The 17,239-nt window shown below is 40.0% G+C and carries 15 protein-coding genes; 3 read left to right on the plus strand and 12 right to left on the minus strand.

From position 1 onward, the window contains the following. Nucleotides 1-120: 120 nt before the first annotated feature. The 4 genes from JL57_RS08110 to JL57_RS08125 all read right to left on the minus strand — a co-directional run bounded on the left by JL57_RS08110 (nt 121) and on the right by JL57_RS08125 (nt 6,273). Nucleotides 121-1,338, minus strand: coding sequence for an MFS transporter (locus JL57_RS08110; protein ID WP_034141556.1), 1,218 nt, complete (start codon nt 1,336-1,338; stop codon nt 121-123). Nucleotides 1,339-1,451: 113 nt separating this feature from the next. Further along, a complete protein-coding gene (locus JL57_RS08115) occupies nt 1,452-3,128 on the minus strand; it encodes a response regulator (RefSeq protein WP_045691069.1) in 1,677 nt (558 codons plus the stop codon). A 2-nt stretch (nt 3,129-3,130) separates the two neighbouring features. Next, nucleotides 3,131-4,930, minus strand: a complete 1,800-nt coding sequence (locus JL57_RS08120; protein WP_034141557.1) for a sensor histidine kinase — start codon at nt 4,928-4,930, stop codon at nt 3,131-3,133. Then, nucleotides 4,930-6,273: an ABC transporter substrate-binding protein gene (locus JL57_RS08125; protein WP_034141558.1), complete on the minus strand. Its 1,344-nt coding sequence runs from the start codon at nt 6,271-6,273 to the stop codon at nt 4,930-4,932. The genes JL57_RS08120 and JL57_RS08125 overlap by 1 nt, the downstream gene beginning before the upstream one ends. Nucleotides 6,274-6,540: 267 nt before the next feature. Here JL57_RS08125 and JL57_RS08130 point away from each other — a divergent pair, with 267 nt between their 5' ends. Continuing rightward, nucleotides 6,541-9,249: a CehA/McbA family metallohydrolase gene (locus tag JL57_RS08130; RefSeq protein ID WP_291299837.1), complete on the plus strand. Its 2,709-nt coding sequence runs from the start codon at nt 6,541-6,543 to the stop codon at nt 9,247-9,249. Between the two features lie 113 nt (nt 9,250-9,362). Here the strand turns inward: JL57_RS08130 and JL57_RS08135 are convergent, their stop codons facing one another. The 6 genes from JL57_RS08135 to JL57_RS08155 all read right to left on the minus strand — a co-directional run bounded on the left by JL57_RS08135 (nt 9,363) and on the right by JL57_RS08155 (nt 12,362). After that, on the minus strand, nt 9,363-9,551 hold the full coding sequence (locus tag JL57_RS08135) for a type II toxin-antitoxin system HicB family antitoxin (RefSeq protein WP_366556998.1): 189 nt from the start codon (nt 9,549-9,551) through the stop codon (nt 9,363-9,365). A 20-nt stretch (nt 9,552-9,571) separates the two neighbouring features. Next, complete coding sequence (locus JL57_RS08140; protein ID WP_291299838.1) at nt 9,572-9,826, minus strand: hypothetical protein; 255 nt, start codon at nt 9,824-9,826, stop codon at nt 9,572-9,574. A gap of 106 nt (nt 9,827-9,932) precedes the next feature. After that, on the minus strand, nt 9,933-10,043 hold the full coding sequence (locus tag JL57_RS33860) for a DUF3102 domain-containing protein (protein ID WP_366556999.1): 111 nt from the start codon (nt 10,041-10,043) through the stop codon (nt 9,933-9,935). A gap of 47 nt (nt 10,044-10,090) precedes the next feature. Then, a complete protein-coding gene (locus JL57_RS08145) occupies nt 10,091-10,606 on the minus strand; it encodes a PD-(D/E)XK nuclease family transposase (protein ID WP_291299839.1) in 516 nt (171 codons plus the stop codon). 179 nt (nt 10,607-10,785) lie between these two features. Next, nucleotides 10,786-11,658 (minus strand): hypothetical protein, encoded by an 873-nt coding sequence (locus tag JL57_RS08150; protein ID WP_034141561.1) that lies wholly within the window; start codon nt 11,656-11,658, stop codon nt 10,786-10,788. Nucleotides 11,659-11,696: 38 nt separating this feature from the next. After that, nucleotides 11,697-12,362 (minus strand): hypothetical protein, encoded by a 666-nt coding sequence (locus tag JL57_RS08155; RefSeq protein WP_034141562.1) that lies wholly within the window; start codon nt 12,360-12,362, stop codon nt 11,697-11,699. 1,581 nt (nt 12,363-13,943) lie between these two features. Here JL57_RS08155 and JL57_RS08160 point away from each other — a divergent pair. Further along, nucleotides 13,944-14,291, plus strand: a complete 348-nt coding sequence (locus tag JL57_RS08160; RefSeq protein ID WP_291299840.1) for a glutaredoxin family protein — start codon at nt 13,944-13,946, stop codon at nt 14,289-14,291. A gap of 487 nt (nt 14,292-14,778) precedes the next feature. Here the strand turns inward: JL57_RS08160 and JL57_RS08165 are convergent, their stop codons facing one another. After that, nucleotides 14,779-15,234 (minus strand): MarR family winged helix-turn-helix transcriptional regulator, encoded by a 456-nt coding sequence (locus JL57_RS08165; protein ID WP_034140066.1) that lies wholly within the window; start codon nt 15,232-15,234, stop codon nt 14,779-14,781. Nucleotides 15,235-15,703: 469 nt separating this feature from the next. Further along, on the minus strand, nt 15,704-16,024 hold the full coding sequence (locus JL57_RS08175; RefSeq protein ID WP_034140068.1) for a muconolactone Delta-isomerase: 321 nt from the start codon (nt 16,022-16,024) through the stop codon (nt 15,704-15,706). Nucleotides 16,025-16,942: 918 nt separating this feature from the next. On the opposite strand from JL57_RS08175, the gene JL57_RS08180 reads away from it, so the two are divergent. Then, nucleotides 16,943-17,116 carry a type II toxin-antitoxin system HicA family toxin gene (locus tag JL57_RS08180; RefSeq protein WP_034140069.1) on the plus strand — a complete coding sequence of 58 codons (174 nt, stop codon included), beginning with the start codon at nt 16,943-16,945 and terminating at the stop codon, nt 17,114-17,116. Nucleotides 17,117-17,239: the final 123 nt, after the last annotated feature.

A 17,239-nucleotide genomic window follows, 5' to 3' on the forward strand; every position in this document is an offset into this window, starting at 1 on the left:
AGCTTCCAGCAAGTCTGATGGCATAACAGCTGAAAGAGTAACTGCCCTTGAATTTTCCAACTGGCTCATTAAGTTTAATACGGTTGATTAACTATCCGTAATGTACATGCCGATATTCAATTATTTCACACATGTTGCAGCTATACGTTGACTATGAGAGGTGGGGCGGCTTTTGAGAAAAAACAAACCTATCAGACCCGCCAAGATTGGAAGTAGGAAAAGAACGAAAACTGCTGACGATATGCCCCAAATATCAGCGATTCGGCCAATTAGAATTACGGCTAGACCACCTATCCCTCCGGCAAATCCCATGGTTAGGCCTGCGGCCAGGGCTTTATTATTAGGGATGGCTTCTTGGGCAGCTACAACAGTGACTGCAAAGCTGGACAGTAATGTTGCCCCAGCAAGGCCAAGGAAGATTGTGCTCAACGTACCATGTGTATAAAAGAAAGCAAAAAATAAAGGTGAGGAAATAACAAGGGATCCAACAATTAAACGCTTACGCCCATATCGATCAGATATGAAACCACCTAGGACCCCGCCAATGGCTCCCGAAAAAAGCATAATTGTTAATAGGTGACTCGCGGCGATGTTCGATAAATCCTTAGCCTTAAAATAAAGTGGCAGCATTGTTAACATTCCTGTATAAGCTAAGGAACGGACAGCAATTACACCAATTATGGCAATAAGTTCACGAGATGCAGACTTTAAGGAATCTATTACCTGAGAAAATTCCGGCCTAGTAGCTGTTGAAACAGGATTACGTGGCGCGAAAAGAAGTAGTAACAAAGCTACCACGATTCCAGGAATCACAGTTACGATTGTAGCGCGTAAGCCATAAAATTGAAATAAAGGGATTAACAAAAGTGGTCCCAAAGCAAAACCAACGTTACCGAAAGCTACAAAGGCTGAAAGTACAACAGCTTTGTTGTTACCACTTAAGTCATTTACCATGGTGGCTGCTTGAGGATGAAATACAGCGGTGCCTAAACCTGCCAGTGCGGCCAGCGTTACCAGAAGCCCATAGTTATGGACTATTCCCGTTAAGCTAAGCATAATACCCATCCATAGTGTTCCTACATATAGGAGCCAACGTTTACCTTTTCGATCTAAAAAATAACCAAAGAAAGGTTGTGTGAAGGAAGAGGTTATGGTAAAGACAGAAATTAAAATAGCCGCTCTGGTCGCTGTAAAACCGGGTGTCATTACAACTAAAAATGGGAGTAACTGGGGTAGGTAGTTGCTATAGAGGTCATTAAGCGTATGTGCAAGAGAAATTACCCCGATTTTGGGATAATTAATAGTCTGTTTATTACTCACAGGAGGACTCCCTTTCATTATTTAGTGTCCTTGCTGCTATATCCAAAATGAGTAGCCAGCAAAAAAGTTATTTTGTAACAGCTAATTTTACAAAAGTCCATTTTCTTGTCCTCTGGTATAGTGTCTAAGGATTAAGACCAGGGTTTAATGGAATTACGAGTCCTGTCTAGGGAAACATATCCGTCGTGCATATTTGAATCGCGATATTCGCTTGGCGTAACCCCAGTAATCTTTTTAAAAGCCGCGCTAAATTGTTGAATATTATTATAGCCTACCAGCTCGGCTATTTTGTAAAGTTTATTATCGGTAGTCAGTACGAGCCGTTTGGCTTCCTCGATCCTTACCTTCATTATATAATTGACTAAATTGTCACCTGTCTCATGTTTAAATAATCTACTAAGATAGACTTTATGTAGACTTATTGCCTCCGCTATTTCGCTTAGCCCAATATCTCTAGTGTAATTAGAGGTTATATACTTAATAGCAGCTTTAATATGTCTATTATATTTTTTGTCATCCTGCCTACTTTTCTTTGTAATAATTTGAACAAATACCTCGTTAAACCATTCTCCGATATCTTCTGCAGAGTCCAAATCCTCTACCTGCTGAATGGGAAAATAATTACAACCAAACAAATCTTCATAGCTAATACTATAGATATGACAAGCAACCATAACCAAACTATACAGATGCGCATTAATCTCTTGAAGATAATTGTATTGCATATATCCTTGCAGGTCTTCCCGATAAAGCATTCTAACTTCTTGAGATAGACCTTTGAAGTCATTTTCCTCCAAGGCCAGTGAAATTTGTTTTACTCTCTGATTAATCTTAGTATTGTTTAGGGAGTGGACCTTTGTCAAAACCGTATTGTAGAAGATAATTTTTCCTTTCCCCAAAAACATTTTATACCTCGTCACCTCTTGAGCTTCTTTATATCGCAGGGAGATATCCTCAAATCCGTAAAATCCCCGGCTAATCCCGATGGTAACGCTAATTTCTTGGGCAGCTTGAATATTCCGGTATACGCCATGTGCTATTTCATAGCTTTTGGATATATATTTCAACTCACTGACACTATCCTCCAGCTTAGCAATAACAATAAACTCCCCGTTTTGATAATAAAAGCATTCTCCTCCCGACACGGCTTCCAGTGCCTTTTTTATTGAAATAAATATGTTTTTCTCAAGATTCACCCATTTAGAATAGTCAACGCTTACTGCTTTCTTTTCTAGACAAACTATGAGAAGAACTAAGTAGCTGCCCTTAATATCTAATTCAAATTGTTCTATAAGGGCTTGTTTTTTGGTTGTAGACCGCTCTTCTAAAACGATTGCCTTCATTGCCATAGTTCTAGAGGCATCATAATATTCATCGTACTCGTTTAATTTCACGATTGACTGATCATCAACGACTACTTTTTGGTCTTCTAGCTCTTTTTGAACCTTCACAAGTACAGTATACAAATCCTGCGGAGTAATCAGATCCTTAATAAGGTAATCTGTCACGCCCATTTGGATAGCTGCCTTAGCATAAGAAAACTGCTCATGACAGCTCAAAATCACAAATTTCGACGTTTTGTTTACTTGCTTAATAGCTTTGATTAAGGTTAATCCATCCATTAACGGCATTTGTATGTCTGTGATGATGAGATCAGGCTCTAAAGTATGATATTTTTCTAGAGCATCTCTGCCATTTTTCGCTGTAGCTATAATCTCAAAAGCTGTGGCATCCCAATCAATCAGATAAGTTAAGGTCTCCCGAGCTGGTTTTTCATCATCGACCACCAACACTTTTAACTTGCCCATAGCTACTCCCCTTTGTGTTTTTCAGATTTCGGGATATAAAACCAAACACAAGTTCCTTTCCCCAACTCACTTTGAATTTGAAGGCTGTACTCATCGCCATAAAACAGTCTCAAGCGCGCATTGATATTATTAAGACCTATATTGTTGAATCCACTTTTGGGATGTTGTTTTACTTTTTCACGTAATAAATTAATTAAGTCTTCTTCTCCAATTCCAATTCCATCATCTATCACGCGGATCGATAGTTTATCCTGGACTATATGGATATCAATCTTGATGGTTCCTCCACAATCCTTTGGAATAATCCCATGGTAAAGGGCATTTTCCACAATAGGCTGTAAGATAAGCTTGGGAATTTGAACGTCATTAAGGCATTCATCTGTGTCAAAAATCACTTCGATGTTATTATCGTATCGATATCGCTGAATGTTTATATAGCTGTTTACCAATTCCAGTTCTTCTTTGACAGTTACAAAGTCCTTAGTCACAGACATACTAGCTCGCAGTAATAGATTAAACGACTGGATCAGGTCCCGTATATCCTCAGCGCCTCTTTTCAATGCCAGATACTGCACCGCATTTAAAGTGTTATGTATGAAATGGGGGTTAATTTGAGCTTGTAATAATTCAAGTTTAAGCTCTAGGGTTTTGACTTCTACTTTTGCTTTTTCTTCATGCTCTTGATGCACCTGATCCAATAATGCCCTAAATTGTTCAACCATGTGATTAAATCCATTAATGAGGCTTTTTAATTCATCCTCAGTCTTAACGTTTAACCTATCAGGCCATTTCCTTTCCTCAAATTGAGTCATGGCATTATTGATTTCCAAGATAGGATCCGTTATTTTTTTTGCTAAGAAATATGAAATAATAACTGCCATAAATACACTGATTATCCCAATAAAATAGACAATATTTAATATTAATCTCGAATCCTTTTTAACCGTTCTATACGCTATTCCCCCCACGACTTTCCAATCAGGGTAGGCACTAAGGGACTGACTGATAAGGTAATATTCATCACTATTGATTTTTTTAACTTCATTAACCTTATCAGGCTTCATTGCATAGGCTTGAATAAGCTCATCTTGCAAAGGTAGATCGCCAATCTTGTTTATGATTTCGCCCTTTTCATCAATTATGTAAGTAAAATCAAACACTTGCTTATGGATTTGACTTAGCTCACGGAAAAGTTGCTCTTTTTTAATGCTAATCAAAATATAGCCAAAATGTCTGAAATCGTAATTACTCATGTATTGACTAAAAAAGGTAATCTCCGATTTTTCCCTGTTACTTGTACTGTCTAACCTATTGGGAAAGTTAGTAGGAGCGGAGAAAGCATTAAACTTCCCTGAGGCAATAAATTCGTCGAAGGCTTTATAATTAGCGATGATTTCATTGTAAGGCTGTATTTGATATAAAGGGTCATAGACTCGTTTATGTAAGCCAATAGCAAATATTGAAGTTATAGAAGTGTGAGAGTAAACACTCTTCCGTAAAATATTCGAGATCGCTTTCATCTGGGCATAGTCGTTCCCTTGAGACCTATCCTCGAGGGCCATCAATTCCTGCAATTCTTCATTATCTCTAATATTATCACAAAGTCCTAGGACAGCAGTAATCTCTTTATCCAGGCCCATGGTAATAATTCTCATTTTTTGAGCTGCAATCGTACCAGTTTGTTCTACAAGTTTTTTGTTGTATACCCAGCTTATTGAACTACTAATAGCCAGGATAATAAGCACAATAATACTTGAAATATAAAGGGCAATTCTTACTTTAATATGCTTTACTCGAGGCATTAAAGGGAATCCCCCCCAGCCAGCGCCTTATCTAACTCTCCCTGCGAAGTCTCCTTTGCTTCTTGCAAAGCGATCTCCGCGGGGACATTTTGAATTTCCACTTTCTCTGCGGCAACCTTCAAGGCATCGTAAATTTTGCCCCCAGTCGGGTCGAAGAAAACTTTCGTAGCTAACTTGGTCTGATGATAAGGAACCATGATTTGAGGATTTTCCTCGGCAAACTTCTGGTAACTGTCTGTGGTCATTGCAGAATTTCTGACAGGCAAGTACCCTGTTTTGATAGACCATTGGGCGGTAATTTCAGAACTGGTCATATATTTGATCCATTCAAAGGCGGCTTCCCTTTGAACTTGAGGGACATCTTGGGGAATACAGAGAGCCCGGGCATGGGCTACTGCGCGAGGGTAGCCTGCATACCCTTCCCAGCTAGGCTGTATATGGGCCTCAATAATACTAAAATCCAGTTCTCCTTGATCACCGCTGGAACCGGTATATCCAGCGGCCCGACCTTGTATAACATCATGAATAGTTGCATACCAATATTCCCATCCTTCTCCCCCATAATTGACTTTCATGGTTTTCTCCTCATGGATAGCCCTTCTAAAATACTCCCAAGCCTCTATCCATGCCCTTCCATCAATCGTTACCGTTTTCCCGTCTGCGCTGAGGAATTTTCCTCCCCTACTGATAGCTGCATCGATAAGATTTTCCGGTCCCTGGATAGGTTCCCAACCATAAACCAAAACTTCTTGACCGTTTTTCATGGTCAGCTTTTTAGCAGCTTTCGCCAACCCTTCCCACGTGTCTAATGTGTCAGGTTTAATTCCCGCTATAGTAAAGAGGTCTTTGCGGTAATATAAGACTTGGGTTGTGCCATAAGCCGGTAAAGCATAGGTATTCCCCTTAAACTGGCCTTGTTGTAAAAATGAATCTACGAAATCCTCTTTGTGAAAATCTGCATTAACATTGATTAAAGAATCTAGAGGACTTAAAGCCCCTACATTGGCAAAAAACTGCATTCGTTGATCTTCCAGCAACACTACCGCTGGAGGCTTCCGCCTGACAATTGATGCTCTTAAGGCTTGGGCCGTTTTTTCGTAATTCCCTTGAGCCACCCCAACTACTCTAACCTTAGATTGCTGTTGGTTATATTCATCGATAAACTCCTTCATAGTCTCCCCAAGGTGTCCACTTAAGCCATACCAAAAATCAATTTCTACCACATCTGTTTTCGTATAATTTAGTCCATCAATGGGCTCACGAATACATGCGCTCAGCAAGCCTAACATAATAACTAAACATAAAATTAGGTAAAATCTTACGTTTAATTTTAAAAAATCCAACTCTGACTCGCTCCTTCTCAAGCTTGAGATCATAATTTTCAGTGTGATTTTATTGTACAGCATTTTCCAAGTAATACAACGAATCTAGAGGTAGAGAAGTTAATTATTCATAAATTAAGTTAACTATTATGAATTATCTAAAATTATAGTCGCTGTTATACTAAGATAAAATGGAAAATCATGCTGATTAAGTAACAACAAGGAGGGATTTATTCACAAGGGTATCAGGTATCCAAAGGATTGTACTATTTAGGAGGGGGAAATGATTTGAAAAACAACAGATTTACATTTCGGTCCTTATTTATCGCAATTTTTATCCTATGTTTTTCCTTTGTACCATCAGCCTATGCTGCTGAACCACACAATGACCAGGTTGTGATTATGACAGTCCAGGAGCTGCGTGATGCTGGCGTACCTTTACCGGATGGCACCTTTATTAAGAACGGTGAGGCCCTGAGCTCAGACGATTTGATTATGTTTAACAGTCATATCGCCGTCGCTATCTCCGTGGGCACACCCAATCCTTGGGGGTACCCGCCCAATAGTATTCTGGATGCATCCTTGATGGTTGATTCTAGATCAGGTTCCGAAAGTCTTCTAGATGCAGCCAAGAATGGCAGTCTAAAAGCAGGCACTGATACCATCTGGGACATGGAATTTTTGATGGACAACTGGGACAGCTGGGGCCCGGAAAATTCTAAGCCTAGAACAATGATGATTTCCGAAAATATTGACTTTGACGGTGATGGAGTTGGCGACGGCAATAAAGGACTTGTCTCAACTCGGAAATTTGCTCAAGAAGGCAAGACCCCAATGGATGTCGTGACTTACTATGTCTTGGGTAATGATGACAACTACCTGAGGATTAACACAATTGTTAGCAATCCAGCGAACGGGGATGCCTATGATAAGTCAGTATCGACGGACGGTCCTGGCTTGTCCACTGGATATTCTTTAGGTAATAAAGGGGCTTTTATGTTTGCCCCTGACAAAAGTGTCGGTGCGCCTTATAACAAATTTGTCAACACATACAACAAAGAGTATAGTGTCAGCCTCATTGACTTAAAAGCGGAAACCGCTGATCTTTGGGGTAGTTCAGGTTATAAAGATACGGAGAGAAAGACCTCCTATGAACCGGGTAAGACCTATAAGTTTGAGGCCATTTTTAGAATCGATAATCAAGGGAGCCTGGAAGGTACTTTAAATCAATTAATGAACGAAGTTAAAGCAGAAACAGTGACGGTTTCCGGCAAGGTGTTAGATTCGGCCACGTCAACCCCTGTCAAATCTCCAATTATCGTTGTCGAAAAAGGAGAGAAAACCTTTACTTGGGTTATTGGTAAAGAAGACGGAAGCTTCGGGTTTGACTTGCCTAAAGTCGAAGACATGAACACCTACAAAGTATATGCTCTGAAAGAGCTATATTCTCCTAGCGAAAAAGCTGGGCTCACTCTTACTGGCAAAGCTTATGATGCTGGCACCTTAAAGTTGGCTTCAACAGAACAGATAACAGTCACAGTTAAAAACGATGCGGGTCAGCCGATTGATGCCAGGGTGGAATTATTAGGCGTAACGACTCCGGCTGTTCGCTACGTTGCCCAAACAGTATTCTTTACAGATTTAGATAATATTGGTCTCGCTAAAATTCCTGTAGCGACAGGTCCCTATAATCTTGAAGTAAGCAGCGGTGGCTATTTTGAGTCGTTACCAATCAAGATTCAAGGGAACAGTGCTACAGACAAGGCCACTGAGGTAACGATTAAGAAGTTGATTGCTCCTACTGCGAATTGGTATTCTGCAGATTTGCATCATCACACTAATAAGTCAGATGGCAGCACTTTACCCATTAACCTGATCAAATCCCAGCTAGCCAATGGATTAGATGTGATCGTGACTAGCGATCATGACTCTATCGCTAGCAACGGTGAGGTAGCCGATTATGCAAGCAAGCGAAACGTGACCTACCTTCCTTCTTTAGAAGTATCCCCAAGTTGGGCTCACTTCGGAATATTCCCGGTGACGCCTACGGCTGCAACTAACATGATTACTGATAAGTTTTCCATCGATCCCTATATGGATTTTCCGGCGATGGTCAAGAAAGCACATGATTCCGGGACAATTATAGTTGCCAATCATCCTTATATTGCCTATGGTTTGTTCACTGCCCAAGCAGCCTCTGCAGTTCCAGGTGGCTATGATTCGAATTTTGATTTGATCGAAATCAACGGAGGAGTAAAAGCTGCTAAGAATCAACAGGCTCTAGATAAAGCTATGGATTTCTGGACAGCGAGCCTCACCGGCAGTAAACGCTACTATCTCACCGGTGGCAGCGACACCCATGATGTATTAACTCCGAATATGAAGACCAGTCTCTACAGTGGCAAAACCAGAACCTATGTCAATATTCCCGGTGAGCTGACCTCTGCAAGTTATATGGATGCCTTATTAAAGGGTAATTCCTATGTCACTATGGGGCCCATTCTCTATTCAAATAACCTCTTTGGGCAGAGCACTAGTATCAACAATGGAGACAAGTTTAGCCTTTCCTTTGATGCTATGTCTGTAAAAGGGATTTCCAAGGTTGAAATCTTTACCTCTGGCAAAAAAATTGCTATGTCAAAGGAATTTGCCACACCCAGCATGAATCGGGAAAGTCTCTCGTTCTCCTTTGAACCGAATGCTAGCACGTGGTATAACATTATCGTCACCGATGCGGACGGTAACAAGGCAATCTCCAACCCTATGTGGGTTGAGGTTAAGGCTGCTCCCGCTGCTGAGGTTAAAGGTGCTCCCGCAACTGAGGTTAAGTCTGGGGCAAGATATATCGTGAAACAAGGAGATACAGTTTACCACATTGCAATACGTTATGGTACAACGATGCAAGCCATAATTCTTGCGAATAATCTGCATAACCCAGATCTTATTTACCCAGGACAAAGCTTCATCATTCCAGGCCTATCGGAATTTACAAAGTAGATCCACCTGTATCATTTGATGGCTCATAACCAAACATTCTAAGACAGAAGAAACTATAAAAGACCTAAACCCTGAGTTCAGATACTCGGGGCTTAGGTCTTTTTGCAACACACTCACGATACATGCACCCGCACTTCATCGAACTCTATATTCCCTTTAGGGACCGGCATGCCGATTAGATTTAAAGCCTCAATATGACCTTCTATCGCTTCCTGTATCCGTTCAAGGGCTTCTTTCCGATTATTGCCTTGGGTAACGCATCCCGGAAGTCCTGGTACCGTCACAACATAAACTTTTTTCATCGTCCCACTCAAGAATCACCTTAAAAATTTTTTCCATCATCGTGAACCTCCATCCCCCTAAGCAAATCGTCAAAACTTTCATCTTCAATAAGTTCTTCGGAAGGGTCTGCAAAATCATCTGCCTTTAAGCCAACAAAGTCCAACGCGGTTTCTAAACTCTTCCTAGGAATTAACTTGTCATAATAATTTGAAATGACCCATTCGAGATATTCAGCGGGGATCTTCTTTGCTTCCGAGGATTTGCACAAATCCGAATTACCCTTAATTGCATTCAATAGTTTTGAAGCCGTTTTCTCAATCTTTTCTAATATTTTAAATTTTCTAAAAGTGTATTATCTAAGATGCCCAGTGCTTTCAAGCGAACAAGCGTCATATCATAGCTTACAATAAACGTTGTTTGAATCCTTGGGCCGTTCTCTCCGTGTAACTTACCGACTCCGCCAGCCACTTGCCCCATTCCCCATACGGAATCAGGTCCTTGGCCTCCTTCAGCTACTATTTGAGCTTTGGAAAAGGTTTTTGTGCGCTGGACCCCAATGCTATTGAGAGACCATGCTGATATGAATGAGAGACGTTGCTTCATCTAAATGAGTTACTATTAAGATCTGATTCATGATCCGACTGAGCGTATCCAAATCAATGATCGTGCGCACAGTCTCCTGAAGGGCTTGAGATTCCACACCCAGACGTGCGGCAAGGTATTGGCAAATGGCATCTTGAGCCATTAGGATTTTCCCTTTTGCCATCCCTTTATTCTCTGCTGTCTCTATCCTCGTTAGCTGGTCACGAAGCTCAGCCTCTCTGGCATCGTACAGCATTCTTGCCTTTTCATCCTTACTGATGATCTGCAATAAATCATAGGCTTTTTTGATGTCCTTATTCTTTTCCGCTAACATCTCAATCACTCCTTTTGATTTTGCATCCAAGAACTCCATCCATTCCACGACAGCATCATTCTCATCTCTTTGAATCGCCAAATCAGCTAGCTTTACGATCTCCAGAAAATGCACTTCTAATATATCCGTCAAACGGTACCCAGTTGCATCCTCTATCAAATGATAGTCTCTCGGTGCTTAATCTCCTTTACTACCAGCGCCCGCGTTACCAACCCCACAATAGCCCTGCCCAACTTACAGGATGCTGGCATGTGCCGTCCTTCGTCGGTTATACCGGCTCTTACAATGGATCTGACCCCAACACATTGATAGCTCTTTTGACAAGTCCTCCAAGATCGTCACCATGGTAAATCATCAAAACCTGTTTGCAGCTCCATGTCTTTTCCCTCTTCATCCTCTTCAGAATACGCCAGAGCAAAATATTCCTGAAAACCCCAATAAAGCTCTTCTACCTTATCTGGCAAATGAACATGAGTTCCACTCGTCTTCTGTATTGTGCCATTCGAATAATCAACCTCGACATGCCATGTGATAATTTCTGATGCTTCATCCTGAACTTCTTCTTCGTTACCTTTAAAGCATTCTTCAAAGTCGTCTAAGTCGTCACAATAAATTTGATCTTTCTCTAAAAAATTAAAACTGTCATTATTCTGATAATAATCTTGCTCCCATTCCGAAATTTCCAGAGAATGTACTATCCATTTCAGGAATTTAGCCATATCTATACTAACTACAAATTTTTCCTGTCTACTTGCAGGAGAGCCACCACTAGAAAACTCCGTTTGAACGATATTATTGCTCATTTTATCTGCTTCGAACAGACAATTGGCATTTTGCACATGGCGCCGCTCGTCAAAAGCCTTCGCATGTAGCCTGAAACTCAACTTGTTGATATGAAGCTGCTTTTTCCTATTATTTCGCTCCATGTGTGGATACAACTGCTTATATATCTCCTGAGCAGCTGTTTTAACTTCTTCACGCTGATCATGGAGTCTGTTTTCAAGCCAGCTCTTTTCTGCCTGGCTAAGCTTTCTGAATGGCATATTATTGATTCTGTTCAAGGTCATATCAGCAGCTTGCACAGCTGGAGACTTTTTACTGCATCTTTTGCATATGTGATTTGCATGTCCCTTACCCGAAAAGCTCTCATTCGATCTAAATTCATGGCAAATCTTACAGTAATGACCGCTTCTGCGTTTTTTCTTTGACATTTCCCTCTCCAATACCACTAGTTTTAAGATAAAGTATTTTATTCATCCAGCTCTCTATGCCCCGTAGACTCTTCATCCACCCAATCTTCCTCTTCGTACACCATCCCGTTTCTGCCTTCTACCTTCCTGATTGGACCTGCCTTATACAAGTTACACGACAAAGGGCCATAACAAAATGTCTCAAACCGGTATTTTCGTTTCCTTGGATTCCAGTTATCAACAATAATTTCCACAGGCATCCTGCATCCCCATAGACATGTAGTACATTTACTATCATAAGTCCTAGCTGCTAATCGCCGGTGCCCCCTCTCTCTATATTCCTCCAGCTCTGGTGTTACCTCTTCCCAGGGTGGTGGAGCATGTCGATGGGTGGTATTATTACCGGCCTTTTTCAACTTAGATACTTTATAAAACTCAACCGGCTCCAGCCGTTCATCTGCGACTGGTGCGCATTCACCCGATACCTCATTCCCAACACAAAATTGATGTTTCTGCTGGGCAGCCTTACCAATGCCTACAGAAAAGATTCTATTAGATGGATCTTGCTCAGCTTCTTCTGAGAACTCTGGCTCAACATTATCAATCACACCTTTAATCAAAAGCGAATAGCCAAGATAGTTATGGGACCGCTCATCGAACGAACGTATCATCCTGATTCTCGGTTGTACTGATATAATAATTCCCTTGAAAGCTAGTTTTGACATCAGCTTATATCCTCTCTTTGTCTGTTGCTATCGTTAGTCAATTCGACAAGTATTTTCCTTTTACCTTTGTAGGTAACAAAAAAGCGCCATAACAAAGACTACAAAATATAACCAGCCCAAATAAAAAACCTCCCATCATGGGAGGTTAATTTTAAATGACTTATTTTGAGTATTTTTCAGGCTAATATCAGTTCATGAGAAGGTTAGCAAAGCCTGTTGGAACGTTAACTGCAGCACAATTTTATTTCAGTCAGACAGAAACTGTTTAAATACTTGCGAAAGACTCGGGTAATCGTACCGCTCGGTACCAGGGTGTTAAGTACAATCTCCTATCTCGTACTGCTCCTACCCAGCTCATCACTTAACTTCTACAGCTCCTCTTTACCAAGCCGGTTCACATCTGGGAATGAGCGGGCGAGTGGATAGGAAATTTCCCTTTATATAAAATATATGGTTTACCTACCAGTGTATGTTGCTCTTCTTCCATAGGTTTCTTTTCCATCGTTTTTATTTTACGGCTGCGGTCCCCAAGTTATTGAGCGAAAAAAGAAAAAAGACCACTTTGTGGTCTCCAATTGCCATTTTGGTATCCGTTGGCTTGAGCGAATCCATTAAGAAGGCTCAATATCCAGCAAGATCTTAGTTCGACCCTTTAGAATAAATTGAAGCCATAATACGATCGAATAATGTGTCGTTGCATTTTGTGTTGCTTGCAATTTTGTACAGGCTCTTAGAAATAGATTTTAAATGTTTAGTCATGAGTGTGATCGCCTCCGTTTTTTCTAGATCCTTTATATCTATAATACACTCTTTTCGGTTGCTTTGCGCTATATATCACAAAGTTCTAAAATTAAAATAATTGCAAATATTTACACTAATCTAATTTATCTCATTATGTCAAAAGTTTGAAACAATTATGTCATTATGTTTCAAGTTCAAATTTATCCGTCAACAGCAAAAGAAATGAATCTTACTTTCCACAATAAAAATCCCCTCACTAGGAGGGGTATAGGAAAAAAGGAGGTGTAGAAATGAAAAGAAGTTCAATATTTCAACCGCTAAACTAGCGGATTGTTATCTCTGTTATTTATCATAATATATAATTGTAACCAGTTTGTGACCTTTGTATGGAGAATATGTGAAGCCTAATAATGAGAAAGAAGTATGCCTTTATTGCGTAAAGGATTATCACTTAGGTTTATGATGTCGGTAGCACCAAACGGCAGATTTGACATACAAGAGAACCCAATTTATAATTAGTTATACCCCTCACGGGTATAACTGTCCTTTAGTAAGGAAGCGAAACATCATACCGATACTAAGTATGACCTGCTCTGCCAGGAATTCGGAGAGAAATTCTCTGTATACTGCAGTGTATCCGCCAAAAGGAAAGCAGACGTGTTGCGCTATCAAAATCCTTGATCAGCCAGCGGTTTAGTGCAGTCGATATCGGTACTAGTAAAAGTGGCGGCACCGTCAGCAGTGGGGTCTAAACAGCCTTCGGGTTTTGGGATGCTGAAAAAACTTGTAGGCAATAAGAATTCTGTTGAGCATACGCAAAAGAGAAAGGAGTATGTTTCTATGAAGAACGTCATCATATTCACCACACAAACCTGACCGCATTGTTATACAGCGAAGAAGTTTCTTTCGCAGCATAGGATTCATTTTGTGGAAAAGGATATCAACCGTGATGATCAAGCCCGCGCGGAGTTAATCCGCAGAAACGTCAGCGGGGTTCCTTCTTTTCTGATTGGGGATGAGTTAGTAGTCGGATTCGATCAGGCACGAATTCTACAGCTAGTCGATCATCGGGTCATTGAATGCGAAAAATGCAAGACTAAGATGCGAGTTCCTATTAATAAAGGGACACTCCAGGTGACTTGTCCGAAATGTTCGTATTGCTTTAATACTACGCCGGAGAAAATTTAAACTGGTTAAGTAGGAAACCCGCTCAATGTAGCGGGTTTTATTACATGACATAGTAATCTGCTATTATACAAATATGTAACAAACCTACAAGATCCATTCCGTATCCAGTTGTTAAGGCACCAAAATCCGAGAAACATCTTGAGTTATTTCCATGAGCTTCACATCATTTACTGGATACCACCTGGCCCTGGGCATTATAAAGGACTCCGGGATCGCCATTGATAAGTTGGTGCACCAGGTTCCTTTGACACCAGGTTCCTTTGAAACACCGCCCTTACCCCACTGATATCTCGATAACTTCAACCCCTAAATCAATATTTGTACCCTTTACATTCCAACTTGCAATATTCTTCCATTCCAGAGCTCCTTTTTGTAGACGCTTGCACATAACTCAAAACAACGATAATAGCGAGACTTAAAACTAAAAATAACATTTAAATCACTCCTTAATATTTGTTGCATTATACAACTATATTCTCGAAAAAAATTATATCACTCTACGACAACATTCCGGACTCTTTGAAATTGCATTTAGTAGAAGAGTGAGACTTTCATTGACCTGATCTCTTCTTTCTTCTGGTATCTGGTTGAAAATATCTACCACATAGCCCGCCAGAGAATTAGTTAAACTCTGATTAATTAAAAGTCCTTGCTCCGTTAGATTTAAGTTTAGATACCGTTTATCTTCAATTGATTGGAGACTTTTAACGATCCCAGATTCAATAAGTCCTTGGACATGACGGCTAATGGTACTTTTCTCTAAACCTAACATATGTGCTAAATCATTAACAATGATTCCAGGATGTCTACCAATTTCATAAATGATATGGTTTTGGGCAGGGGTAATCCCACAGCACTGAGCCCCTTCCTTCTGTAAAAGACCTAGGCTACGAATTAGGTCATTCAACAAATCACTTAATCTCTCGACTTCAAGCCTTTCCATAACATCCCTCCTCTTAGTTGTAGTATATTATTTATAGTTGCAATATGCAACTATAAATTTAATGGGAATCCTTAATTTTTTTTGGTTCCAACTCCAATCCAAGAAGTATAATTGTCCTTATCTAAAATCTTATCAATGATATCGGCTGTTTGCTCTAAGCTTGACTTTGATTGATACCTACGAAACATTGGATTCTCAGATATTCTAGCAGACACCAATTGAGATAGCGTTATTTTGAAGAGTACATTAAGATTTTGTAAAGCCTTAATCCCATCTTCAGGAATAGGATGCCTTCCCCGCGTTATGTCAATTTCTCGTTGAAGATGCTTAATAGCCTCTGAAAAGATGTTAAAAGAACGTGAGGCTATTAAACTCTTCTGGTGACACAAAGAAAATTAAAATACAAAAAGAATAGGCCCCTCGTCAGGGGCCTTAAATCGAGATAATGTTATGGTGAGGCATAATCTAATTATTTTTTGAGGGTTTGTTTTGCTTCCAAATCAAATTTAACGGACTTCAGAGCATTTTCAATACTGATTAAGGGAGTAATCTCTGTCTCAAGAAAAGGAAATATAGGAGATTGGGATATTAATGTATGGAGTTCCTCGACGGACTCAACATCCCAAATAACACAACCACCTTTTCTACCGGCAATCATCCCTTGTGCCAAAATCTTCCCCTGTTTCTGATAGTTTATAACTTTTTCCCACCCTTGTACCATAATTTCTTTGACCTGTTGAGGTGGGAACGGAGGCAATTGTGTCAATTCGCTTTTAACAAAGAATAACATACTTAACCCTTCTTTCCATTTGATTTTGGCTGTTCATTTAGGAAATGCTTGAGCATCTTGCCTCACCATAGCAAGACAATCGGGTTGACAGTTTATCTTTTCAGTTTCAACCCGAAATAAAAAACAAGAGCAACCGTCCACCTTATTAGGTCTGGGTTGCTCTTGTTCCTTATTTGGGACTGAAAGACTGATTCTGATTCTCCTTCCACTTTTGAGGGAGAAATCGGAGCAGGAATAAAGAAAACCGGCACAAAGCCGATTCTAATCTAATAATAAATTTTAGAAATTAAGTGACTATGTATCGTCACTATAAACCTCGTAAGCAAGGTTACCTTCCATTTCCTTATATTCATAATAATAGCACTAAATGAATTTCTGTCAATAGCATTTGACGGAATAAATAAAAAGATTTTCCTAAATGCAAGCGTTGATATTGAACATACCTATTTCCACACCGAATATGAACCGAGGGATTATATTATCAAGTCAGTCATTCATGTACTTGATTACGAGAACTATTTCCATTCTTTCCTTCATCTTCCTAAAAAATTGCCATAAAAACAAAAAGCCAAACCGTCCTGGATCCGGCAACACAAAATCAAAATATATTCCCCTTTACGCCACATACTTTAAAAAGACTATATGTCTTATCAAAGCCGCTGATACCAAGGCTTTCACTCAACCCCGATATAGCACTATTATTGTCTCCACGTGCCCAGTCCACGGAAACATATCTCCTGATTATGTTCTAAATGGTATCTAATTCAATTTAATAAACTTTGCAGAGTTATTCAAATGGTACGTAAGGATTAATCATGGAAAATCCCAAAACTAATCCCCTCGTAATCGAGAGGATTAGTTTTAAAACGCTTGATTTATACGTATTAAATGCGTACAATATAACTAAGGGGTGAGGAAATGAAGCGGAAAGACTTAATAAAAAAGTTAACTGATAATGGTTGGTGGTTATTGAGAAACGGTGCAAACCATGATTTGTACACCAACGGAATATACAGTGAACCGATTCCTCGCCATAGAGAAGTTGATGAAAAGCTAGCAAAAGCTATCATCAAGCGACAGGGGCTAAACTAAGCCCCTAAACGCTTTGAAAATATGGAGGTGTTTTTTGATGAAAAAAGTATATCCTGTTGTTTTAACTCCGGCAGACGTAGGCTATGTTGTCTTTGTCCCTGATTTGCATATTAACACCGAGGG

Source organism: Desulfosporosinus sp. BICA1-9, from assembly GCF_000802135.1.